This window comes from Enterococcus sp. AZ084 (assembly GCF_051714905.1).
GTDB classification, from domain to species: Bacteria; Bacillota; Bacilli; order Lactobacillales; family Enterococcaceae; genus Enterococcus_B; species Enterococcus_B pernyi.
In genome coordinates this window covers 1399491-1425369 of sequence record NZ_JBIOSS010000001.1, presented here as the reverse complement: position 1 = coordinate 1425369, position 25879 = coordinate 1399491, and the positions used below count along the sequence as shown (strand labels likewise).

The following is a 25879-nucleotide window of genomic DNA, read 5'->3' as shown; positions in this document are numbered from 1 at the left end:
TTCGAAAAAATAAGGCACCATCCACAAAAATTTGAAGAACATTTTTCGTGGATGGCGCCTTATTTATGAGGTTAAACAAAAAGGATTGAACTTTTACCAGGTCCATTACTTTTGAAGATTTAAATCGCTCTTTTTTTTGGCTGAGTTGTTTACTTGTCCTTCATTCACAAACCCACTGATTTTCGTGCTAAATCCAACCAGTTTATTTATCCGCGGCTTTTTTTGATTCTTCTTATTCTGATTCTTCTTACTTTGTTTCGCCTTATCTTGTCCAGAGCCTTGCTGATTGGTATTCTCTTTATTAGGCGTACCGGTTGGCAAGGGACTTGCAGTAGTCTGGACTATCGGTTCTTTTGTAACTCCCAATTCTAGATTTCTTTCAGCTATATTGAACTGTCCTGAATTCATTAATGCAAGAGAGACCAGCATTTCACCATTTATTTTTGGATTGTTCTGTTGATTGCTGAGGTCTCGTTTAAAGAGTTTTGGTCGTTGATTGATTGGACGTTTATTGAAAGGATTCCCTAATGCAATATCTCTAATGATTATCGTTAGGGTTTCTGCATCAAGACTTTGAATATTCATACTCATCATCGCATCAGTTTTTTCTGCAAGTATAACCGCTTCTTCTGATAACATCGGAGACTTCTGGTAATCTGCTAACTGATCAACAAAGCGAGTAAACTGCTCCGTTTTGAAAAAACCAGGATACTTTCTGAAATATTGGTTGCGAACATCTGCTCCAGATTTCGAATATCCTGACACCATATACGGATAGCTGGAAATAACGTCATAGGCCATGGACACGATATGTGTTGTTTCATGGATAAGAGTTTCCTTTGGATCTACAGATATCTGCATTTTTGGCATATAATCTGGATCAATATGATTCGTATCTGCAATAAATATGATTCGACATTCCGGATCATGACTCATCATAAACGCATATGCCTCTGGGATCGCTTCAACCTTTGAATAGAATACTTGCTTCGCTTCATTTTTTTCTAACTCCGTAGAGACGATCCAAATATTTTTAAATCCCCAATCTGCTGACTGGCGAAGAAAACGTTCACCTTTTTCCGATACAGTTAATAATCTTTTAAAGATCTCCCTTAAATAAGGTTCACGATTTTTGATCAGATACATGTCAAACATTTCTACTGCATACTTGCCTTCAGGAGTTTCCGCAATGTTATCTAGTTTCAACAACTCAATACATCTTTCTTTTGTAGTTTTGAAATAATTGATTGCTTCATAAAATCCATCTGAAAGTTCTTTCAAATAAGGTTGAAGGTAATCAGGCACCTTGCTAAGATCCAACCCTGAAAAAACTTGGTAGTCTACAGGTTGTGAATGATACATCATTGCAATTACTTCAGATATTGATTGACGCATACTTTCCTCATTCAACATAACCTCGACTTGTGGTTCGGGAATAAAAGTAGTTAATTTCTTAGGTTCTACATTTTTATCGACCGTCCTTGGCAGCGGATCTGTGAACACTGCCACTGCTTCCCTGATTTTATTCCATTCTTCCCATTTACCTGGCGTATTTGGAAGTAGTGGATAGGATAGAGTTACCTGTTGTGACGTTTTTTCCCCTTGGGATGTGCCCACAGTTCCGCTTGAAGTACCTGGTATCACCTCATCACTTCTTCCGGCTCTTCTGAACTGGTTTTGAATGTCAATCGCTTGTTTTTCAAGCTCAGTTTCGAATCTAAATGAGCGGTTAATTGGATCGAACCGTAAGATAGTCATCGTTTCAAGGATATCTTTTTTTACTAGATGGTACCGATTTACATCTTTATCCAATAAGATCAATGGGAGATAGCGATCGTTGATTCTAATGTAAGACCTACCCTCCGCATTCCACATCAAACCTCGTTCATCTGGAGGTGAAAGGATACTTGAATCCCATAACGCCTCAAATTGATTGATTCGGTTCGTTATATCTATTTCTACAGGTTTCCTCACCATTGGCGATGTAGGTGGTTCAAAGTACCATTCAATCCCATTGAAATTAACGGGTAAAAGCTTTTCTCCATCGTATACATCATAGCGTACGCCATGTTTTTTGAGCACAGTTATTTCAACAGGAACCAGGTGACCATCCATTTGAAGCACAGAAACTCGTTGACCGTCTCTTTTTTTGAATGTAAAGACGTTCCCTTCTCCATAAGCTTTAGGATTTAAATTGGGTTCTTCTACGAATACTTGATCAACGTCCAATGTTCTTGAAAGTCGTTGGATCACTACCTTTTGTCTTGGTGTAAAGGTAGCAGGTCCTTCGAATTCTCTCAACTGATCACCTCTTAAGGTAAAATAATTCCCAAACACATCCCCATTTCTAAGGTCATTTACCCTCAAGTATAAATGGTTTGACATACGCTTCACTCGGACTTCTGGACCATCCTTTGCTAAGCGAGCGGTCACATATTTTTTTGTCCAATCAGTCTGTTGACTTCCTAATTCGCCTAATTTTGCCAATGCTGCTTTTAATTCTTTCCCAATAAATTGTTCATTGCTAAAATTGACTAAACGTTTCAAAATGAAGCGTCCACTACCTGCGATCAGCTCCACGCCCGGCTCCAAATAACGTATCGTATTTATGATTAGCCCGCTAATTTCGGTTAGCGTTGGCAGAAAGCGTGCGCTGTTTTTTAGCGTCACACTCATCCCACTTTTAACGACAGATTTTGCGACTCCTAAGGCAAACCGCATGTTGAAAGTCGTCACCTGACCTAGAAGTGGGATCAATGAGACCGCATCAATCAGACAATTAGGTACTGCTTCTTCTGCATTTTGTTCGGAAATACCCACCACGCAATCATAAAAAGGGATCACGTGTTTTAAAACATTCCAGACTTTTGTAGCGGTCGTTTGTTCATTGCCTGAGTCATATAACTGTTGATAGAGCGCATCTCGATGCTTCAAACTGATTTGATTGGCGAGTGTCTGTTTCGTATCTCCACGAGAAAATTCCCTATCGGTATGCACTTTCGTTGTGAATGTATAATCTTTCTTGCCAATCTGGATCATATCCCCATTTTTTCGAAATTGCCCATCCCAAATATCTTTCTGATCCATCAGGCCATAGGTAAGGTATAAAAAAGGATCTTTGTCCACACGATAAAATTTATAGCCACCATTTTCCACTTGTTTCAACGCATACCATCGTTCTTCGTTTCCCTTGATGACAACGAACAGATCTGTTTGGTTCAAATTGAGCGTCGCGTTCAATAATTCCTCCTGTTTATAAAATAAAAGCGGAGGAACTGAACGTAAGTTTATTGGGTACTGATATTGACGAACTTCACTCTTGAATTGAGCCGAAGCTTCATAAATTCGGCTATCAGGAGAAAAGATAAATTCCAACTCCTGTTCTCGGATCGATTGGATTGAAAGCTCGATCAAAAACTCATTAAGCAAGTGAAAGGATTCTGAGACATCTTTCGTCAGTCGAGTATACCATTTCTCAAGATCTGGTGGGATCCATGGACCGGGACAAGGGTTACCTCCAGCTAGATACACTTGACTCGCAGCCAAATCAAGCCTTATGCCAAGTCGATTACACTCTGCTAGTACCTCGTCTACTAACACAAGCTTTCGTCGCCAGTTGGTCACAGCTTGTCGATACGTAAGAACAAGATCATCAGCAACCGCTTGCATCTTCATCATCTGGAGATAACCTCTTTGCGAATAACCGATAAAGGTTGTCAGTGCTACTTCGATAAGGTTGCCTTTCATTAGCGCTTCTTGCATTTTATCAGGTTCTAGTTGTGCCACAGTGAGCAAAGCTGGCGTCAAAAGGAAGGACAACTCTTCGAAGTGGCGGATGCCTTCAACACTAAGCGTTTCTAAGAAAAATTCACCTAGCAACTGAGTCTCAGTCTGATTAAATTTTAAAGAAAAACCTAAATCTGCGATTAAGCTTTCTCCTGTTAATTGAGTCAGTGAATTATAATCAGAAATCAATAAATTATCTGAAAGATTGCTTGACTTCAGTAAGTAATTTGGCAACGCTCGGTTGGACAAAGAAATCCAAAGTTTCCTAAAAAACATCTCTGCGTCCCCTGCTTGATTGCCCTGTTGTAAAGCATTGGATGGCGGAGATAGGTTAATCACTCCTGCTTTTTTTAATTCTTCAAACATGAGCAATTTTCTAAGATGACCAATCGTAAAGGCTGATGGATCAGGGGAATCGACGATTTTCTTTACGATGTACGCTTCGATCGAGCTCCCCAATACATTCTCAAACGCCCACTTCATCACCGTTCTTTCTGCACTGGAATCAGAAATCATTTCATCTGGACCGCCACCATATAAGTTCAATTCTTTTAAGATCAAAGAAGCAACTGCCTGAACTTTCTCAGGCATGATGACCGTTTGCTTCTCTCCTTCGGTGAACCATCTCCCCATCGCACTCAAAATATCTTCTTTGGAGGCTATGCCAATCAGCAGACCTTTATTACGAAAAAAATTTTCGACTTGTTTTAATAATTTTGGACTACGCCATTGCTCACTATTTGCTGTTTCTTTCGATTTCTTTTCTTCTTTGACCGGTGATTCTGTCAGAGTGGTCACGTTTATGTCTGTAGAAGTTGAGACTGTACTATTTTCAAGTATGGATTCATTATTCACTGATCGAGGCACTACAGTCAATAATGATTCATCGGCTTCAATCAAATCCCACAACCATTTCGTAAAAGTGATTTCAGCATGTTCATTTGAAATAGCACCATCTACCTTTTCATCGAGGATCACTTGGGCGATTTGTTTGACTTTTACCATATCAATGATGTCTTTAGTTGCTCCCTCAAGTAATATCCAGTTTGACACAGTTTCAGCGAAAACATTGGGATCCGATGCATTACAAGCAACATCCTGCTCCAATAAAAATTTCGCTACTCTTTGGCGTGCCATAATGTGATCCTTCGTTGATAGCATTTGTGATGATTCTTCTGGTTCTTGAAGGTTCTTTAGAGGTGGATCTATATTATTTTCACGAAGAAACAGTTCGATTTTTTGATTCATCTGTTCCTTACGTTCCGTTTCCTGATCCTTTTTGATTTTATTGATATCGATGCCCAGAATTTTTTTCTTAGCTTTCTTGTATGTATAACCGATCTGCGCATTATTTTCTTCCCATTGCAACAAAATCGCTCGTGCCATATTGACCGTTAAATGTTTCTCTGTCAATCCATAGGCTTTCAAAAGTAAGTTGGCTGCTGTTAACTCCCTTTGGACGATTTCATCGTACAGTTTGCCATTAAAAATCCATTTTTGCAGCCAATAGATTAACTTTTCAGGTGTTGGCTCATTCAAATAAATTCGTTGCTTGTAAAGAAATTCTTCAACGATTGCGTTAACTTCTACTGTTTTTGATCGCCTGTTGAAACTATTTTTATGGTAATAGATCGCTAGAATCTTGGTCCCCTTAGAAACAGTCTCTGGGCGCTGATGCTTAAAATCCGCATAAATTTGATTATTTAATTTTTTTTGATTTTGTAGTCGAATCACTGCATCATCCTCTACAGGTGATAAGCGATACTGCTCCGTTTTTTCATTAATTTCTTTAAATTGATAATCAATCAACAACGTATTCGTTTTCCATTGATTATAGATCGACTGTAACTTTATGTCCGATAAGAAATCCCCTAGTCGGACATTTTCTATCCCATATTCGGTAAGTATCCGGTAAGCGAGATACTGTGCTCTAGCGGAGGACAGAGACTCTTCATTTTTCCAATTCATACCGGCCCATCGTTGGACAACTTTAATCAATTCCAGATCGGTCGCTTGCGTAGGAAGTAAATTCTGATCAACAAAAAATTCTTTTAAATACGTGTTCACTTGAGCTGTTTGATTCCTTCTTTGAGAAAGCAACTCGTCATAATAAAAATTCGGTAATGGGGACAAAATCCTCGTAGGTTTTTTATTTTTAGAGATTGCTTCAGTGATTTGAATGACTTGTTCATATTCAGAATCCTTAGAAGGAAGTAGGAGTCGATCCTCTAGATTCCCTTCAACAGTTTGAACGGTCGTAGATTGATCGGACATCGGTCGACCAATTATTGGCGCTGCCTCTACGCCTCTTGTGACTAAAAAATCATATTTTTTTATGAAGCGATCAAGTTTTTCCGCCAATTTGTTCGTGAGTTCCCATAAAGGTGTTATCGCTCCTGCCACCACTTCCTTTACAGCTGGCTCGGCCATTGAAGCTTGTGTCTGGGATTGATCAGGTAAACCTGACGCTAGAGGAATATTCGAATTCTGATTTTTTTTGCTATCCACCGTATCATAGGACGAATGATTGACTGAGAACGTCTGGGTCAGCCATTCAACCAAATGATCTACCACTGAGTATCCATTCGTGTCTGCTGGTTGCTCTGTATATGTAGCATTTTCAGGTTTACCGAAAAATGTCGTAAAGAGCTCGGTCAGTTCTCCCCAAAAAGCCTCAACGATTGGCGCTTCAGGAATAGGAGTTCCATGCTTTTTTGTTTTTTCTGTCGTTCTTCTATTTTTTGTTTGATAGAATTCTTCCACCGTTGATTCAAATATCGTTTTCATTTTTTTGGCTGCCTCTTCGGCAGTGAATCTGTGTGTTGTCTTCTCTATTGTTTTCTTTTTAAAAGAAAATTTTTGAATACTCGCAGGCATACTTTTTCGTTCTTCATTGGTTGTTTGTGATTTTGTAATAGCTGTCTGACAAATAGTTTTAAAATGAGCTTGTGTATGATTGGCGCCATTCCAAAGTCCAAGAGGGTTTTGGTGAAAGATCTCGCTCGTAGTCGTGCAATTTTCGACTTGCGCAATTCGATGCGCCATTTTGTGCAGTCCTATGCTCCACTGATGAGCCTTCTCTACTAAATAAATGAGCGAATTCGAAGGCAGTGCACCCTCAATCGTCGAATTGGTAGGTATAGACGAATGATTCGGCGTAAATGGAGTAAATCGCTGGGGAGCCGCAGTAGAACTTGACACTAAAGAATGTAAAGAGGTCTCATTCCCTTGTTGTCGTGCTTCTACAAATGTATCCACTTCAAATGCAGCAGTCGTTTCTTGCACTGCACGCTGTCGATTCGGTAGATTTGCTTCCGATATCCGAAGATTTTGACCAACACTTAATAAGTACAATATTCCTGTCGGCGACCAGACTCCTCTACCGACAGGATAATGCCCAAAACTATCTGCAAGTGAGCTTAGATTTCTTTTTAGGTGATCTTCCGTCATATATTTCTGTGATTTGTTGTTGAATTGACCGATTTTTTCTCGATGTTGTTCGATAGGCATCTTCATACTCCTTTATTTATTAGGTATTTGTACGCATCTGATAAGAGATAGATCGTGTGAACAACTAAACCAAAATTTGTCTAATTAATCTAATTAATATGAATACTTGACTAAGCAAAACAAAATTTATTGCATCGACATGTAGTCACAAAATAAAAATATTAATACCTAAAGATATCCAGATAATCATTAAACAACTGTTGTCTTTATCCCCAGTGTCAACGTATTTACAATTGTTGACCTGCATGATCATTTCAGGATCTCAATTTTGTAAATTCATTCCTACCAATTTATTCTTATTTTGCCTCCTTGTTGAAGTTCTATTTAGCGCCTGACTCTTTCCAACTCCTCTATTTATGAGAGCGGAGAATTTATTATAAAATGTTGGATTGTCGCTTACAGGCTGGGAAATCTCAGCTGAGGTACCTGTTTGTACGACAGGTCTAGATTGAGAAGTTCCCTGATCGATTCTTTCATCCGCTAAATTCAAGTCACTTCGTTTCACTCTTGTTCGTTGGAAAGGAATCTCTCCATTTTGTGATTGACTATTTGACATCTTTCCATCTATCACCGAAGCAGAACCAGCTTGTTTCGAATCAATTGAGGTAGAAAATTCTGTTGTAGGACGTACATCGCTAAGTGTGCTTCCTAAAGGGGGTTCCTTCGTCACTTCCAATCCAATATTTCTTTCTTCTGCTGCATACTCACCGATTGACATCAATGACAGACTGATAAGTATATTACCACTTCCAACTTCTGGCGTTGGCTCCTGAGTTGGTTCATCCACAGAGCGTTTTGGTCGCAGGAGCGGTTGATCATACTTATGCCCATAGGCAACATCTCTAAGAAGCGTACCGACCATTTCCGCATCGTTCAACATATAATTAGCCAACAACATAGAATCTGTACCAAAATTTCGAAAAACAGCCATTCGTGACAGCCCATCCAAACGAAAATAATTTGCTATCAGTCGAACAAAATTATAAAAACCAGGTTTTCTGAAATTATTATGATACCGAGAAACAAAATCGGTTAGTGCATCTTTTCCACGCTTTAAAAAACCACGCTGCACCGCATCATAACCGACGATATCATCAGTCATCGAAACTAGATGAGTTGTTTCATGAAGCAAAGTTTCTGATACAGGTGGTGCCATTTCAGCTTCTGGCCAAATATTAGGATTTTTATTGAAAGAGTCTGCCATAAGTACGATTCGATTTTCAGCATCGGTTCGAATCACAAATCCATAGGGCGAAGTACGTTGCTTGCTTAAGGAATAGAATGCCTTTGTTATCGGATCTTTTTGAAAATCGGTGGAAGCGATCCAAATATTCTTGAATCCCCAATCTGCTGATTGCTTAAGAAATGCTTTGCTCTTTTCTGCGATCGTCTGAAGCCTTTTGACTACTTCTTTTAATACTGCCTGTTCCTCTGGTTTGCCATATACATTAAACATATTAGCCAAATAGGTTCCTCTCTTCGTTGAACTTATTTTCTCAAACTTCAACATATAGATACATTCTTCGATAACACGTTCTAAAACAAGCAACGCTTCCTTATATTCTTTTGCTACTATTTCTCGAAATTCTTTTAAATGTTCAGGCATCTTTGCAGCATCTAAACCAGCAAACACACGATATTTATTTTTCAACTCAGGTGGTAAACAATGCTGGATCCCCAACTTGATTTTTTTTATGGTCATCGCTTCATTGGTACTAATTCGTTTTGGTGGTTCTGGTATCAGCTTAGTTAATGGTGGGAGTACAACTCGACTGTCTTCCACGACAGAGAAACCGCTAGGGCCAGCTATTTCAATTGCGTTCATCCGTGCTTTCCATTCTGGCCATTTCTCTGGTATTTTAGGTACCCACATATAAGGTGGATAATTAGGATTGCTAAGAGTTACAGAGGTCAGCTGATTTTGTGTAGAGACTGGTTGACCTTTTGATGTGCTTGCTCCCTCATCGAAGCCGCCAGCGAATAATAGATCATCCGGACGTTCAACGACGCTTTTCTCCAACTGAGTTTCAAAACGGAACTGATCGATTCCCGGATCTAATCGTAAGACAGTCATTGGTTCGAGAATATCTTTTTTCACTAAATGATATCGGTTGTTTTCCTTATCTAATAGTGCCAAAGGAATATAGCGTTCCTGGATCTTAATATAGGATCTACCTTCGGCACTCCACATCAGACCATTTCCATCTGGCGCTGACAGAGTACTAGGGTCCCATACCGCTTCAAACTGATTGATACGATTCGTCACTTCGATTTTTACTGCTCTCGAAATTATCGGGGAGGTAGCTGGTTCGAAATACCATTCAATACCATTAAAGTTCACTGGTAATACTTTATCTCCATCCATTACATCATAGCGCACACCGTATTTTTTTATCGGTTGGATCCTAACAGGAACAAGCTGATCGTCCATTTCGATCACAGTCATTTTTTTCTGACCATTTTTAAAGATGTCCATGACCGTTCCGTCACCATAACCTTTAGGATAAAAATTTTTCTTTTCGATAAACATCTCATCTGGCTGGATATTGATTTTTAAAGATTGGATGATTTCCTTTTGTTTTTGAGAAAAAAATACGGGACCCTCAAACTCTCTCAGTTCTTCTCCTCTTAAAGTAAAATATTTTCCGTATACATCTCCTTTCTTAAAATCGGAAACTTTGACATAAAGACTGTTTTTCATTTTTTTCACAAGAACTTGCGGACCATTCCTTGGTAAATGAGCGTTGACAGTCATTTTTGATATTACTGGTGCAGGCAAATCTTTTTCATGTTTTTCAAGTTTTGTTAGGACTGGTTTATAGTGAATATTTCTCGTAAGAATTGGCTGGTCTTTTAATTTTAATAGGTTCTTGATCACAAATCGTCCACCACTAATTGCTGCTTCAATCCCTGGATCGATATACCGCACCACACTAGCCAAAAGACTTCTCAAATCAGAGAGTTTTGGAAGCACCTTTGCGCTGTTTCTTACCAATCCTGTTACCCCGCTTTTGGCAATCACTCTTGCTGCACCTAAAGCAAAACGAATATTGATAGTAGCTATTTGCCCTAATACAGGAATAACAAGAAGCGCATCGATGACACAATTAGGTACTGCACTTTCAACATCTTTATTGATGATACCAACGACACAATCATAAAAAGGAATGAAATGGCTAACAGCATCCCATACTTTACTCGCCATCGTCTGGTCATTTCCTGATTCATATAGTTGTTGATACAGAATATCTTTATGTTTCGTGCTGATATTGTTGAATAAAGATTCCCTTTCATCACCATGAGATAATTGTTTATCCTGATGGGTCTGCATGACAAAAGTATAAGAATAATCACCGATCCGAATCTTAGCCCCTTCTTTTTTATATTTCTTCCACCAAAGGGATTTGAGATCCATTAAATCATGATCTAAGAATAAAAGGGGATCTTTATCCACACGATACATCGTATATCCCCCTTCTTTTTCTAATCTCTTCAACGCATAGACTCGTTCTTCATTCCCACGAATGGCCACCAATAGATCTGTTTGCTTAAGGTGTAAGATCAAATCATCCCTATTTTCTTTTCTACTGGCGATAACGAGAGACGGAATTGAACCAATCGGGTTTGAGGCAAGAGCTGCCTCATCTCTAAACTCAGCCTTCCCTTCATAAATACGCGTCTCAGGAGAAAACATAAAATCTAACTCTGTTTGATTGAACGAATCGATGGATAGTCCAATCAATTTCCGGTTCAAAAGATGATACGACTCTGCCACATCACTGGTTAGCTCTCTGTACCAAGTTTCGATATTAGGTGGAATCCATGGACCTGGACATGGGTTCCCACCTGCTAAATAGATTTCTCCTGCAGCGGGAGGCACCCTGATTCCGAGTCTTTCACACTCATTCAGAACTTCCCCCACTAATGCTTGTTTTCGCCTAAATTTGATCACAGCCGTTTTATAGTTTCGATAAAAACGGTTAAATTCTTCTTCGTGGGCCATGATCGTAAAGTAGCCTCTTTGGAAATAGCCAATGAATGTACTGATTGCGAATTCTTTATAGTTGCCGGTTTCAATTGCAATTTTTAAACTAGGGGCATCTAATTGCGCTGTTGTGAATAATGCCGGTAACAACAGCTGATCAAATTCTTCGATATCCTGGACCCCTTTTTCACTGACTGACTCAAAGAAAAGTTCACCCAACGTTCGAATCTCTTCTTTGTCAAATTTATTTAGAATACCTGCGGCTGCTAGTATCCTTGAGCCTGCAATCTGCATCAATGACCCATAATCGGAAATCAACAGATCATCTGACAATTCACTTGATTTGAGAAAATAATTAGGGAGCAGATCGTTTAGACACTCCTTCCACAAATATCCTATGTTAGTCTCTAATTCTTTTTGCTTTTTAGCATCATTATTTTTATTAAGAATAATTCGTTTGTTCTTTACCAATTCCTTCAGTTTGAATGAGTCTCTCAGCTCACCAATCGTAAAAGTAGCCGGACTGGGGTGATCAAGAATTTTTTTTGTCGCATATTCTTCAACTGAGCTGCCTAGTACATTTTCCATGACCCATTTCATGACTGTTTTTTTTGCATCATTATCAGAAATCAGCTCATCCTCTGCCCCACCATATAAGTTCAATTCTTTCAGTATGACAGTAGCTATCGCTTGTAGCCTTTCAGATCTAATTTCCCCTTCATCTTTATTTTGCATAAACCATTTGCCTATTCCACTCAGAATATTCTCTTTTGTGGCTGGTCCTGTGATCAAATAATTTTGACGTAAATATTGCTCTACTTTATTCGTCACTTGCTGACTTCTCCATTGAATTTCATCATTTTTCAAGTCAGGCTTATCTGTTTTTGGCTGATTGTCAGGTTTCAAGTCAGGCTTATCCTTTTTTGGTTGATTGTCTGGTAAACTAGGCGACTCTTTTTTTGCCAATTTCCCTTCTAACCAGTTCGCAAATGTCAATTCTGCTTCCTTATTTGAAATAAGACCATTATCTTCTTGGTTAAGTATCGTTTGTGCGATTTGCTTTAGTTTAACAGGATCGATCACTTTCTGAACTGCGCCTTCAAGCAAAAGCCAATTGGATACTGTGTCCACTAACACCTGAGGATTCGATAGCTTACAGACGACACCTTTTGATTTTAAAAAATCACAGATTCGCTGATCGGTTACTGCAGTCAATTCGTTTGGTGGATTTTGCAGTTTGTTTTCATGAGTGGTTTCATTTATCGGCTTGATGTGATTATCTTTAAGGAAAGATTGAACTTGCTGTTCCTCGGTCTGATCTGATTTGTCCTTGCGAGCATCTGGCGCAATTGCATTTATGCTGTTTTTCTTATACCTATATCCTACTTGCGCATTATTATTTTCCCACTGAAGGATTACCGCTCGTGAATCATTAGTTCCCGCAAGTGTCATCTTAGATCCATAGGCCCTCAACAACGCCTTCGCTGCTAGTTCTTCTCGACTCACGATTTCTTCATATTTACCTATTCTAAATAGCCATTTCCGCATCCATCGGACCAGTTCAATGGCGGTGGGATCCTTTAAAATGAACCCTTGTTTTCGTGCAAAATCAATGATTTGTTTATTCACTTCTTCGGTTTTGTGCCGATCATTGAAAAGATCGCGATTGTAAATTATAGCTGTAATCATCTGGTTTTTTGGTACAGTAGCAGGAACATCATTGATAAAGTCCGTAAAGATTTGATTGGACACATTGGTTTCTTTCCGATAATTAGCGTCTATAGGTTGTTCCATTTGTGACAATTGAATGGGTTGCGACTGTTCTTGGTAAGAATAATCTACCAAATATACATTGACTTTCAATTGCATAAAGATTGCTTGTAGTTGTGCTGTGGTCAAAGCATCGCCAATTCTTACATTTTTCAAACCATAGTTTTTTCGAATGAGGTAGGCGGCAAATTGAACTTTAGACGAATCTTGTGAAATATCATTTGTACGACGGATTCTAATCCAGTTCTCTAGCCCATTAACAACTTCCACATCATTGGCATTTTTACTCACAGCTTTTTGTTTGATTAAAAAGACTTTCAATTTTCTGATTACATTCTTTGTTTCGCTCTTACTCTGGAATAAAGAATCATCGTAAAAAAAGTACGGTAGAGGTTCTGTAGACGGATTAGTTGGTAGCCGATTTTGTTCAATATCTGCAATGATTCCTTGGACTATCTCGATCTTAGAAGATTGAGTATTCTTCTTACCCTGCTGATTATCTTTGGCTGTTTCGCCTTCACTTTCTGCTCTAGCATTTAAACGTGGATCGTTGATCGGCCTTGCTTCAGCTCCTCGAACTACGAATAAATCCCATTTTTTTATAAAGTTGGTCAGTGTTTCATCCATTTTACTAAACAATGTCCAAAATTGTGTCGCAAATCCTTCCTCTTCTTTTTTCAACGTAGGAAATCCACTTGGTAAGTCGGAGGATTGAAACGAATGAGGAACATTTGTACTATTTGAAGGTTTTACTGTATCATGGATCTTTTCTTGATAGGTAATGCTTTGAGCCATCATTGATAAAAAGCGTGTGATCAGTGAATCTCCTTTTAAACTTTCGTGTTTTTCTGTATAGATTGGTTGATCAAAATCATTAAAAAATGTGACGAAAGCCTCAGTTAGACCCGTAAAGAAATTAGCTGCCTCAGAAGTATCATTTGTCGCATTCCCTGTTGTCTGGTGATCCGTCTGATTGTTTTTTTTGTTAAATGATTGTTGAAAAATATTTTTTAGTTTTTCCGCCGAATCTTCAAATGAAAATTGCTGTTTGGGACTCCCATTTCCTCCTTTCTTGAAGGAAAAACGATGTAAATCTGTGGGTTTATCAGTTCGCTGAAGATTCATCTTTTGAGACTCAGCAATCGCACTCTGACACACGGTTTTAAAGTGGACTTGGGTGTGATTGAACGGATTTGATTCTTCCTCTAAAATTGGGCGCGTTATGCTCGTCTTATTTGTTGTGCAACCATATGTTTCTGCAATACCGTGTGCTATTTTATGTACATTTAAACTCCAGTGATGAGCAAAATCTGTCAAATTGTAAGTAGTATTATCATAAAAAGTTCGAAAAAATGGTGCATCCACAGTAGCAATTGTCGTCGAGTTCTCTGTCAGAGCTGGTGTGAGCAACGTCGTGTTCACCGTCGAATGGGAGGTAAGCGAATTCAATACTTCTGATTGATTTGCATGTTGTGTAACTTCAACAAAAGTATCTACTTCAAAAACAGCGCCACTATTTTGCTTAACTCGTTGTTGTTTTGGTCCCTCTCCTCTAACGACCACATTTCCTAAGATGCTCGAGACATATAGTGACAATAATAATGGCGAGTGAAGAATCTCTGGTGTTGGGGCATGACCGACACCAGAAGAAATTGCTTTGACTGCCTCTTCAAAAGCTTGTTTATCTTCTTTATTATTTTTCTCATTGTTAAATTGTCCATTTCGTTTTCGATTACTTTGGTTATCGATTGGCATAGCTTTCTCCCCTTGTTTTGTTGATGAGATACAAATTTAACAGTACAATTTATGCCCCAATTATACATGTCCGCCCGTTTGAACTCGTGACTAGTTTTTTTTTAATAATAAAAACTTGAACTTTTTTTGTTACTTAGGTATAAATCAATCATTATAAAAAAACGCATAAGCAAAAAATAGATCAACTATTTTTTACTTATGCGCCTACTTATCAAAAAGAGTCAGTGAATACTACTTAAAATCTTGCATTTTCCGATTAGAATAAACCAATTACTTCTCCTTGATTCGTCACATTCATATTCAAGGCGGCTGGTTTTTTTGGTAATCCAGGCATCGTCATCACATCGCCTGTCAAAGCGACTAAAAATCCCGCACCTAACTTAGGCACAAATTCACGGATCGTGATGGTGAAATCCTCTGGTGCACCTAGTAATGTTGGATCATCAGAAAAAGAGTACTGGGTTTTCGCCATACAAACCGGTAAGTCAGACCAACCATTTTTCTCAAATTCAATGATTTGATTTTCTGCTTTTTTACTAAAAGAAACTTCTTTGCCACCGTAGATTTTTTGAACAACCGCTTGGACTTTTGTTTTGATCGAATCACTGGATTGGTACAATGGAACGTAATCCGCGCTTTCTGTATCGATCAATTCTACGACTGCCTTTGCTAGCTCGACTCCCCCTTGGGCACCATTTTCCCAAACACTTGCGCGTTTTGCTACGACTCCTTCTTTTTCACACAATTCTTTCAGTAATTCTAATTCAGCGTCTGTATCAGTCACAAACTCATTGATTGCGACGATCACTGGAATCTGGTAACTTTTCATATTACGAATATGCCGTTTTAAGTTCGCATATCCAGCCTGCAACGCCTCAAGATTTTCACTTTGTAATTCTGCCTTATCCAATCCCCCGTGCATTTTTAACGCACGGACAGTTGCTACGATCACAATCGCATCTGGTGCTTTCTGCAAATTAGGAACTTTGATATCTAGGAATTTTTCTCCTCCTAAATCAGCACCAAAACCAGCTTCAGTCACTACATAATCCGCAATTTTCAAAGCAGTTTTAGTTGCTAATACACTATTACAGCCATGAGCAATATTTGCAAATGGTCCACCATGGATAAATGCTGGTGTACCATAGATCGTTTGTACGAGATTCGGTTTAATTGCATCTTTTAATAACAAAGCAAGAGAACCCTCTGCTTTTAAATCCCCTGCTGTTACAGGACGGCGATCGTAGGTGTAGCCAATCACGATTCGTGCTAACCGAGCTTTTAAATCATCTAAATCAGCAGCTAAACACAAAATTGCCATGATTTCACTAGCCACAGTAATGTCGAATCCATCTTCTCTTGGTACCCCTTGCATCGGTCCGCCCAGCCCAACGATCACATTTCGCAATGCTCGGTCATTTAAATCCACCACACGTTTCCAAATGACACGTCGAGGATCGATCCCCAGCTCATTTCCTTGATGGATATGATTATCTAATAGAGCTGACAATGCATTGTTTGCAGAAGTGATGGCATGCATATCGCCAGTAAAATGCAAATTGATATCTTCCATTGGTAATACTTGCGCGTAGCCACCTCCTGTCGCTCCGCCCTTAATTCCCATAACCGGACCTAATGAGGGCTCACGCAATGCAATCACTGCTTTTTTGTCTATTTGGTTCAACGCGTCACCTAATCCGACTGTAACTGTTGATTTTCCTTCACCCGCTGGTGTTGGATTGATAGAAGTTACCAATATGAGGCGACCATCCTCTTTTTCCGAAAAATCATTTATTGCGGTAAAGTTTATTTTTGCTTTGTATTTTCCATATAATTCCAAATCATCTTCATTGATCCCAATGCTATGCGCAACTCCAACTATCGGTTTTAGCTGTGTTTCTTGTGATATTTCTAAATCGTTTTTCATTAAAACGCCCCTTTTCACGAACTATATACGCTGTTATTAGTTTTTTTGTTAAGTTATATCCATTATACCTTTTTTTGTTGTAAAAAAAAACAAAAAAAACTGACTTTTAATTTATTTGACGTACCTATTAATTCTCTTTATAATATAGGCTATGATCAGACATAGAAAGGTCGTGAGTGTTTTGACCACAGGAATGGTGAAATGGTTCGATAACAAAAAAGGATATGGCTTTATTAGTTATGATGAAACAGAAGAGATCTTCGTACATTTTACTGCAATAGAAGAAGAAGGATTCAAAACACTTGAAGAAAACCAAGTGGTAGAATTTACCGTCATTGAAGGTAATCGAGGCGTTCAGGCGGCCCATGTCAAAAAGATCAATGATCAAGTTTAGTCCAATCAAACAAAATAAGCTATTCCGATATTTTTCGGAATAGCTTTTTTATTATTATAGACGACTCTCAGTGCAGTTAAAGATAGCTAAAGTCTCTATCGTTATTTTTTACTCAACTAAATCATTCGTATTCTGTATCAGCGAAGAAGTGTTGATCGTTTTTTTATGTGGATGTTTCAAGTGATCAAGCAATTTCCCTTGTGCCTTCTGATTGACGAAAATCACGAATGGCTCTTTGCCTTTTACAAGAGATAAAGATACTTTACGTTTTTGTACGTGAACTTCCTTGATTTCATTGATAGGTATGTCGCGATCTCTCCAAAAAGCAGCATATTTTATTTTTATTGCCTCTTTCTTTAAAACTAGCGAGCGTCGAAATCCTAGCAAAAGAAAAATAAAGAAAATCCCCATTAAAATATTACTTTTCCAATAAGGTCTTGTATTTTCTAACGATAAAATCAAACTCAAAAATAATAGAATAAATGTTGATGACCAATAAATGATCGACTGTGCCGTTTCGGGCTGCCAGCGAATATTTTTTTTCATTCTTCAACCTCGTGTCTTTATCTGTAGTGGTATAATAAGTCAAACCGACAATTTTTGAAGGGCGTGTTTTTCCTTATGTTAAAAGTATACATTGACGCATCAACAAAAGGCAACCCTGGACCTAGTGGTGGAGGAATTTTAATAGTCGCTGATCAGCAACAAGAACAGTTATCTATCCCTTTGTCCTTTGGTTCAAACCATCAAGCCGAGTTTGAAGTCTTTTTAAAAACTTTAGAAATTCTAAAGAATAGACAGATGACCGAAGAAATCATTCTCTGCTATTCCGATAGTAAAGTACTTGTATCAACCATCGATAAAAATCATACGAACAACAAAGATTTTTTGCCCTATTTTGAAAAAATACAAAGTCTATTAAAAGATTTTTCACTGTTGATCCTTCAGTGGGTACCTGAAAGTAAAAATAAAGGCGCCGATAATCTAGCTAGACAAGCGTTACAAAAAACCTTATAAACTATCGGTATATTTAGTTAACCCCCCTCACATTCAATTCCTTTTTATTCAAATTGGAAAATGAACTATTCACTGTTTTATTCGTTTCTTTGCTATTTGTTGCTGCTTGTTGGACGATACTAGCAAAACTTCTTTTGTCACGAATATTCGGAGTACTTGAAAGGGTTGTGGGTTGATCCTCTCTGATATTTCCCGCTATGGTTTGGTTCTTTTCCGTTTCATATTCTTTTTCTATGATAAAAAAATTCCCCGTATGCATCAGCGCAAAAAACATGAATATTTTAGGATCGATTAAAGGTCCATCCCTCAACCCTCTTTCCACACGCAGACGATTGAAGAAATCATTGTCTAATGCAAGATCTCTTATAATCGTCATCACCACTTCCGCATCTAAAATCAAAAAATTTGCTGCTAACATTGGATCATTTAAAAGTTGCTTTGCCACCTCACTACGAGCTAATTTAGGCAAATCGAATTCTTGCGCCAAATGTCTAACAAACAAATCAAAATCCTCAGAATACGTTATTTTCGCATATTCAAGGTCATAGCGTTTTCTGATATCTTCACCACTACTTTGAAATCCTATCGGAGGATCTTCAAATTTAGCATAATCAACTGTGCTTGATACAATATGCGTGGTTTCGTGGATAACCGTTCCGGATAAAGTAGGTGTAGTTTGAATCGTTGGCTTAGCTGACGGCTTGACATGAAATTTATCCGCCATGATCAGTATTCGGCATTCTGGGTCAGCATTTACAACAAACGCCACGGTAGTCGGAGGTTTCACTTTGGATGTATAATAGTTTTTCGTCTTTTTATCGTAGACTAAATCGGAAGAGACGATCCAGATATTTTTATAGCCTAGATCTTTTGATAAGTTGAGGAATTGTTCGCATTTATCCGCTATAATCAATAATCTTTTGATGACTTCTTTCATTATTTGTTCTTTATTTCCGCTGGTTTCTAGCTTGAACATGTGATTCAAATATTGACCTGGCTTTCTTTCTGCAAGTGTTTCAAGTGTTAACCACTCCTCTGCTTTTTTCTTGAATGTTTTGAGATAGGTCACTGCCTCATCGACTCCCGAAGCGACTTCTTGTTGAAATGCATCAATATACTCTGGTACTTTATCAGAGGTAAAGCCAGGAAATATTCGGTAAGGGATCTCGGGCTTGTTCGCTAGTATTCTTGCGATTTCATGCTTCATCCCTGATTTTGCCATCCCATCAGTACTGGCAGTTGGATTCGTATACTCTGACACAAAAGAAGTCAATATTGGAAGCTTCACTCGGTCATCCTCATACCTGAACTTCTTTGGATGATCAGAAAGTATCGTGGCTTTTCTGAACTCATCAAATGTTACCGCTACACCAAGGGAATCTGGTAATTTGTAATACGGTGGGTATTCCAAAATTTTCGCTATCTCTGCTAAACGGTCTGCCTCATGTGATGGTCCCGCTTCTCCAAGTTGCGGAATTGGTTGCTTTTCTTTTTTTCCCCCTGCTTCCTTGTCCTTTGGTTTCTTAGGAACACTTTTTTTCCCACCTGCTAAGATGGCATGGTGTGGATCAGCGATCAATCTTTCTAATGGGGTCTCCACACGGAAATGATTGTGTATCTCATCAAATCTCAAGATGATCAACGGTCTAGTTACCTTTTTCTTAACAAGATGATATCGTTGATTTTCTTGATCGATTAAAATCAATGGAACATAGCAATTATTCACCTTGATATGCGTCCTTCCTGAAGAGGTACGCATCAAGCCAAACTCATCAGGTGGTGTAAGTGAGACGGGACTACTGATACTTTCAAATTGTTCCGGTTGACTAGCAACATAGTCACTTACATCTTTTGCCAATCTTGGCGAAGTCTCAGTTTCGAAATACCAGCCAATACCGTTAAATCGGATAGGGAATAAGTTATCTCCTTCGTATACGTCATATCTTACCCCATGTCCTTCAATCGAATGGATTTGAACAGGAACTATTCGTTGATTCATTTGAACAAAGGAACCAATGACTTCTCCATTATTCTCTACCTTATATACCTTTCCTTCACCATATCCTTTGGGGTTTAAATTATTTTCTATTATAAACAGTTGTTTGGTATCCACTTGATTTGCGAGCCTGTTTATACGCTCAAGCTCTTCATGGTTGTAAAACAAGTCCCCTTCAAAAGACCTGAGCTGATTCCCATGCAATGTGAAATATCCACCAAAAATATCACCATCTTCTAAATTCATCACTTGCTTGTACAATGAGTCTTTCACACGTCTCACTATACTGTAGGGGCCCTTTCTCGGCAACTGTGCTCTCACATGATCCTCAGGCAACGGAGGTATTTTTCTGGTTAACCTCTCTAGTTTAGTTAATACTGGTTTCAAATGAGCAGGAATGAACCAATGATTTTTCAATTCAGAAAATCCTCTAAGTATCCAATTTGCGCCGTCAGTGACTAATTCAAATCCAGGATCTGCATAGCGTGTTGAACTTTTAAGAAGCGCTTTTATTTCTAAACGAGAGGGTGTGAAGCGCATTCCACTTCGTATCGCGTGTCTGACCCCACTTTCCGCAGCCGCTTTTGCCATTCCCAAGGCAAAATTTGTACTCAATCCCATCACTTGTCCAAAGACAGGGATCAAGAAAATCACATCAATTGTGCAGGAAGTAACCGCATCAGAGACATTTTTTTCACTGATCCCGACAATACAGTCGTAAAAAGGAATAATATGTTTGATCACATCCCAAATTTGTTCAGGTACAGACTTATCATTTCCAAACTCATATAGTTGGTGATAGAAACGATCACGCTGTATTTGACTGATTGCGATACTCAGTTTTGCATGATTCATCCCTTGCCCTAGTTCATTTTCTTGATTGATTTTGGTAGAAAACGTGAAATCTTTTTTACCAATTCGGATTTTTTCTCCGTTTTGTATATAACCATTGCGCCAAAGATCTTTTTTATCAAACAATCCATATTTAAGATATAACAGCGGATCTTTATCCACTCGATAAAAAATATATCCCCCGTCTTGTTCCAGTTTCTTCATAGCATACAAACGTTCTTCTGTTCCCTGAACCGCTGCAAAAAGATCTGTTTTTTCTAGATTCAAGTTCGTATCCAACCATTTTTCACGTTCACTGAAATTGATCGCAGGAACTCCTCCAATAGCTGGTGGCGCATAGTAGTGTTTCTGATGCTTTAGTTCTGCCGAAGCTCTATAAATTCGTGTGTCCTTTGAAAACAAAAAATTCTTCTCTGACTGATCTAATCCATTCAAAGCGGTGCCGATAAATCGCTGATTGATTTTGAAAAAAGCATCGGCTACGTCTTTCGTTAACTGTGTGTACCATTCCTCTAGATCTGGTGGTTGGTAAACGTCAGGACAGGGTGGTAAGCCTAATAAATATGCTTGATCCAATAATAATCTGTTCTTTCCTGAACGTTTGTTACATTCTTGGTTCACATATTCTGCCAATGCTTTTTTTCGACGCCAGTTGATCACTGCCTCTTCATAAACACCCATTTCATGATAAACGATTTTTTCATTCTCAACGATTGACTCCATCATTTCTTGCCAGAAGGTGATAAATGTCTGCAGGGCATAGATTTTATACTCGCCATTTTCTATAGCCTCTTTTAATCCTTCTGGATCTAGTTGAGCAGTGGTCAGTAAAGCTGGAGTTAGCAAGTACTGTAAGCCTTCAATTTGCTGATCCGATTGTATCTCCAAGTAATCACAAAAAAATGTACCTAGTCTTATAACGTCTGCCGTGTTAAATTCCGATAGATAGCCAGCATCTGCCAATAGTTTTGCCCCAGCTAATTGCATCAATGAGCCAAAATCAGAAATCGGTAAATCATCAGCTAATTGGCTAGATTCAAGAAAATAATTGGGTAATACTTTCCCGATAAATTTTATCCATAGTTTTTCAAAAAATACCTGATCTTTTCTCAACATTTGTTCCTCATTGCTATCTTTTCCGACGATGGTATGGAGAGTGATCACGCCTTCTTTTCTTAACGAATCGACCTCTAACAAATTTCTGATTTGTCCGATCGTAAAGCTTGATGGATCAGGTGAATCGATAATTTTTCTTATGATGTATTCTTCAACCGATCCATTCAATATATTTTCAATCGCCCATTTCATAATTGTAGCTTCAGCTTTTTTTACAGAAATTTTCTCCTCTGACGCGTCACCTTGCATCTTTAGTTCATTTAAAATGATTTTGGCGATAGGCAGAATTTTGTCTGGCATAAAGACCATGCCAACACCTTCTTGAGTCAGCCACTTCCCCATAGATATCAGTATTCGTTCCGTTGATTGATCATAAGGATGAACCCCATGTTGCATAAAAAAGTGATGCAACTGAACACCTATATTTTTATTACGCCATCGTTCCTTGCTTACACTGGAATCTATTGCCTCTCTCTTGGTTTGTCCTGTTTGTTTATTGTCAGTCAAGTCAATATTTGCCGGTAATTCACGTGCCTGATCGTCAAGCTCAAACGTTTCAAATAACCATGTTATATACGTTAATTCGGCTTGTACACCTGAGATGACCCCATCGATTTTTTCGTTCAAAATCACTTGTGCCAATTGCTTGATTTTGACCGGATCAATCACCTCAATCGTTGCTCCCTCTAATAACACCCAATGAGTAACTGCGTGCGCAAAGGCACTGGGATCAGACATATTCCAACTTCGGCCTTGTTCTACGAGAAAATCAGCGACTCGTCGTTTCGTCTCCTCTTTTTGGATGGGTGTATCTTCAACATGCCTTGTCGCTTCAACACTTTGTGCATCTTCTGCTTTTTTTTGCAGGTTATTTTCTTGTAGAAACGTATCGATCCCCTCTTTTTTGTCTTTATGCTCCCTTTCTGGCTTCTCATCAATAAGGTAATTTAATTGCGCATTATTATCTTCCCACTGAAGTATACAAACACGAGCATCCTGAACAGTCAAAGGTCGCTCATCAATACCATAATGCTCAAGAAGTAGTTCGGCTACCTCTTCTTGTCTTTGGACAATCTCCTCGTAGTTTTCCCCGTTCAGCAGCCAACCTTGTAATTTCCTTACTAATTCACTGTTTGACACATTTCCCAATGATAAACTTTTTGAAATAAGGAAAATTCTGACTGCTTTGTTTACAACCAATGTTTTTTCACGTTGGAGCAAAATCGGATAATCATAATAATATGGCTTGATGGGATCAACATTCGATACCGTCATTGCCTGATCATGTATAAAGTCATGAAAGATTTTTCCACTTACTTTTTTTTGTTCTTGAAGTCGAATAGTATAAGGGGTTTCTGGTGAAGACAGGCGAATATCTTCTGTCTGTTCAGAATTTTCTTTATAGGTACATCCTTTCAATAATAGATTTACTTTCAATTGTTGTTGCACCGCTGATGTTTTGGTTAGCAAGTATGGATCACCTAACCGAATATTTTCTACCCCGTAGGCCTTCATTAAAAAATAAGTAATGAATTGTTCTCTTGATTCTTGTGCCAAAGGGTTAGAACTCCCCCCCGATTCTACAAATTTTTTGAGACTAGCCATTATTTTTTTAGACGTAGCATCTCCCTGGATCTCCACTTTATTTTTTTTGAGGAACTCAAGGAGCAGTTCTTTTACCTTATCCGTTTCGTCTCGATTGATAAAAAGATCATATTCATAATAAAAGATTGGCAAATCTTGAAATAAGATTCCTGCCGGCATTTCGTTATTTTCCAAAATTTCTTTGATATTGTGTACTTGAGCTAAATAAGCGATTGGAGATATCGTTGTCGTAAGATGATTCATCTTCACTTTAGGAAGTGTCAAATGAACGATCACACTACTTACTTCAGTGAATTCAAAGCCTTTGAAAATATTGTTTGTTCGCCACTGAAGGGCAATTGCGACGGCTTCTCTGTAGGTTAAATCTCGATCTGGTATCCCATATTTTTTTAGGATAAGATGCGCCAGAGAGATTCGTTTCTCTAAAATAAGATGAAAGGCAAACGTGTCTTGTTCCCAGTTACTGATCAACACAAACAAGTCATGAATGGCTAGATCACCCATAAAGTTTTTGACTGCTTCGTTGACCTCGTCTGTTTTGCTGCGCTGTTGAAACACCTCGTGGTCATACCAAAATGGCATCATAGGCGCCATCATATTTTCTGGAAAAGGTCGTCTATGTAAATAGTTGTGGATAATATGATTAATTCTATCGACCGTTGTTTGAGGAAGATCCTCATAAGAAGTAAAACGTATTTTGGAAATCTGTGCCGAAGCAGGTGTAGTTGTCATGGAATGAGAAGGAAGTGATGTAGCATCTACACCAAAAAAGTTTGTCTTTTGATCAAAAAATTCGCTAATGCTTTCAGCAAATCTACTCGTTAGCTGCCAAATAGTCGTTAACAATTGTTCTGATTCTTCTTTTGATGATGGGAGATTGAGCGGTGGTAAATTATGTGCAGAAAAAGGATGTTCATGAGGATTTGTTTTTTGTTCTCTGCCAAACCGTTCACGCGCTTTTGGTATCCCATCGAAGGTGTCTTTGATCCATTCATAAAATTGACGAGAAGTTCCCTCTTCTGGTCTTTCAGCACTAGGTTTCGATGGGTTGCGAACGAATGAGCGGAAGCTATCGGCTAGATAGAACCAAAAATCCTCATTTATACCGTGGAAATAGGGATCGTTTATGTTGTCTGTCCCATTTTGTTTAGTCGTATGAGGACTAGGTGTTTCATCAACGAACTCTTCAAACACATTTTTAAGTTTTTCCGCGATGTCTTTCGCTTCAAAATAATCTCTGTCATTTGTTGGGGGAATTTTTTTGAAATAGAATTGTTGGGGATCGTGTGAAGGCTCTGTTTCTTGTTCATTTATTTTTTGAGATTTAGCGGTTGCCACTTTACAGATAGTTTTAAAGTGCGTTTGTACGTTTTTGGGTTGTTCCCACAATCCCCCTTTACGTCCGATTGTCTCTGTTTTTGTCGTCGTGCAATCGTCTAGTTCTACTATGCCATGTACGAACTTATGAACCGCTAAGCTCCATAACTGCGCTGCTTCAACTAACGGGGTTGACGTATTTATCTTGGGGGCAAATTTATTTTGTGTTCTGTTACTATTTGATACATCGGGGAGAGTTCTGGCATCGAAGGTTGAACTTGAAGACAGCGAATGCACCACTTCGTCTTTATGATTGATCCACTCATCAGTTACCACAAAAGTATCCATCTCAAAAATGGCACGGTCTTCTTGAACAGCCCTCTGTTTATTTGGCATTTCCTCTTCTAATTTGAAATTTTGGAACAGACTGAATGCGTAAAGCATTCCGACTGCCGTCTTTAGCCCCTCTCTTGTTGGTTGGTTGCCAGAATGTTCGGAAATATAATTGACCATTCTTTGTTCAGCTTTCCTGTTCACATTTTTATGTCTTTTATTTTCGAATATTCCTATTGATTTACGATGATCTTCTATCGGCATCTTATTCCCTCCTCAATTGATTCGAATGACTGATTGCTAGGACTTCATCAACAGTTGAACATTGAAACAAGAATTTTCACCTTGTGAATGATAAGAATCATTGAGACTCATTATTCTTAAAAACACAGCCTACATCCATAATTATTCCTGTTGGCACTACCGAAAATCTCAGAATCATTGATGGAATAGAATATTTATTTTTATAGTACTTGATAGTATTTATAAAACAACTACTATTATTTCTTGATAAAG

7 protein-coding genes are annotated in these 25879 nt (G+C 38.5%); 2 read left to right on the top strand and 5 right to left on the bottom strand.

The window, feature by feature from the left end:
- Window positions 1–105: 105 nt before the first annotated feature.
- The 3 genes from IGI79_RS06600 to IGI79_RS06590 form a co-directional block, all read right to left on the bottom strand.
- Entirely contained in the window at window positions 106–7296 is a 7191-nt protein-coding gene (locus IGI79_RS06600) for a QWxxN domain (protein ID WP_438845762.1), read from the bottom strand.
- A 262-nt stretch (window positions 7297–7558) separates the two neighbouring features.
- Complete coding sequence (locus IGI79_RS06595) at window positions 7559–14806, bottom strand: QWxxN domain (protein WP_438845761.1); 7248 nt, start codon at window positions 14804–14806, stop codon at window positions 7559–7561.
- Between the two features lie 256 nt (window positions 14807–15062).
- Entirely contained in the window at window positions 15063–16733 is a 1671-nt protein-coding gene (locus tag IGI79_RS06590) for a formate--tetrahydrofolate ligase (RefSeq protein ID WP_195475914.1), read from the bottom strand.
- A 181-nt stretch (window positions 16734–16914) separates the two neighbouring features.
- Between IGI79_RS06590 and IGI79_RS06585 the strand changes: the two genes are divergently transcribed.
- A complete protein-coding gene (locus IGI79_RS06585; protein ID WP_074799328.1) occupies window positions 16915–17127 on the top strand; it encodes a cold-shock protein in 213 nt (70 codons plus the stop codon).
- A 108-nt stretch (window positions 17128–17235) separates the two neighbouring features.
- On the opposite strand, the gene IGI79_RS06580 is transcribed toward IGI79_RS06585, so the two are convergent.
- Window positions 17236–17673 (bottom strand): EbsA family protein, encoded by a 438-nt coding sequence (locus IGI79_RS06580; protein ID WP_195475912.1) that lies wholly within the window; start codon window positions 17671–17673, stop codon window positions 17236–17238.
- Window positions 17674–17748: 75 nt separating this feature from the next.
- Between IGI79_RS06580 and IGI79_RS06575 the strand changes: the two genes are divergently transcribed.
- A complete protein-coding gene (locus tag IGI79_RS06575) occupies window positions 17749–18144 on the top strand; it encodes a ribonuclease HI family protein (protein ID WP_065095766.1) in 396 nt (131 codons plus the stop codon).
- 13 nt (window positions 18145–18157) lie between these two features.
- Here the strand turns inward: IGI79_RS06575 and IGI79_RS06570 are convergent, their stop codons facing one another.
- Window positions 18158–25627, bottom strand: a complete 7470-nt coding sequence (locus IGI79_RS06570) for a QWxxN domain (RefSeq protein ID WP_438845760.1) — start codon at window positions 25625–25627, stop codon at window positions 18158–18160.
- Window positions 25628–25879: the final 252 nt, after the last annotated feature.

Coding starts and splice junctions, on each gene's coding strand:
- IGI79_RS06600 (WP_438845762.1), bottom strand. CDS start 7,296: ATGCCTATCGAACAACATCGAGAAAAAATCGGTCAATTCAACAACAAA.
- IGI79_RS06595 (WP_438845761.1), bottom strand. CDS start 14,806: ATGCCAATCGATAACCAAAGTAATCGAAAACGAAATGGACAATTTAAC.
- IGI79_RS06590 (WP_195475914.1), bottom strand. CDS start 16,733: ATGAAAAACGATTTAGAAATATCACAAGAAACACAGCTAAAACCGATA.
- IGI79_RS06580 (WP_195475912.1), bottom strand. CDS start 17,673: ATGAAAAAAAATATTCGCTGGCAGCCCGAAACGGCACAGTCGATCATT.
- IGI79_RS06575 (WP_065095766.1), top strand. CDS start 17,749: ATGTTAAAAGTATACATTGACGCATCAACAAAAGGCAACCCTGGACCT.
- IGI79_RS06570 (WP_438845760.1), bottom strand. CDS start 25,627: ATGCCGATAGAAGATCATCGTAAATCAATAGGAATATTCGAAAATAAA.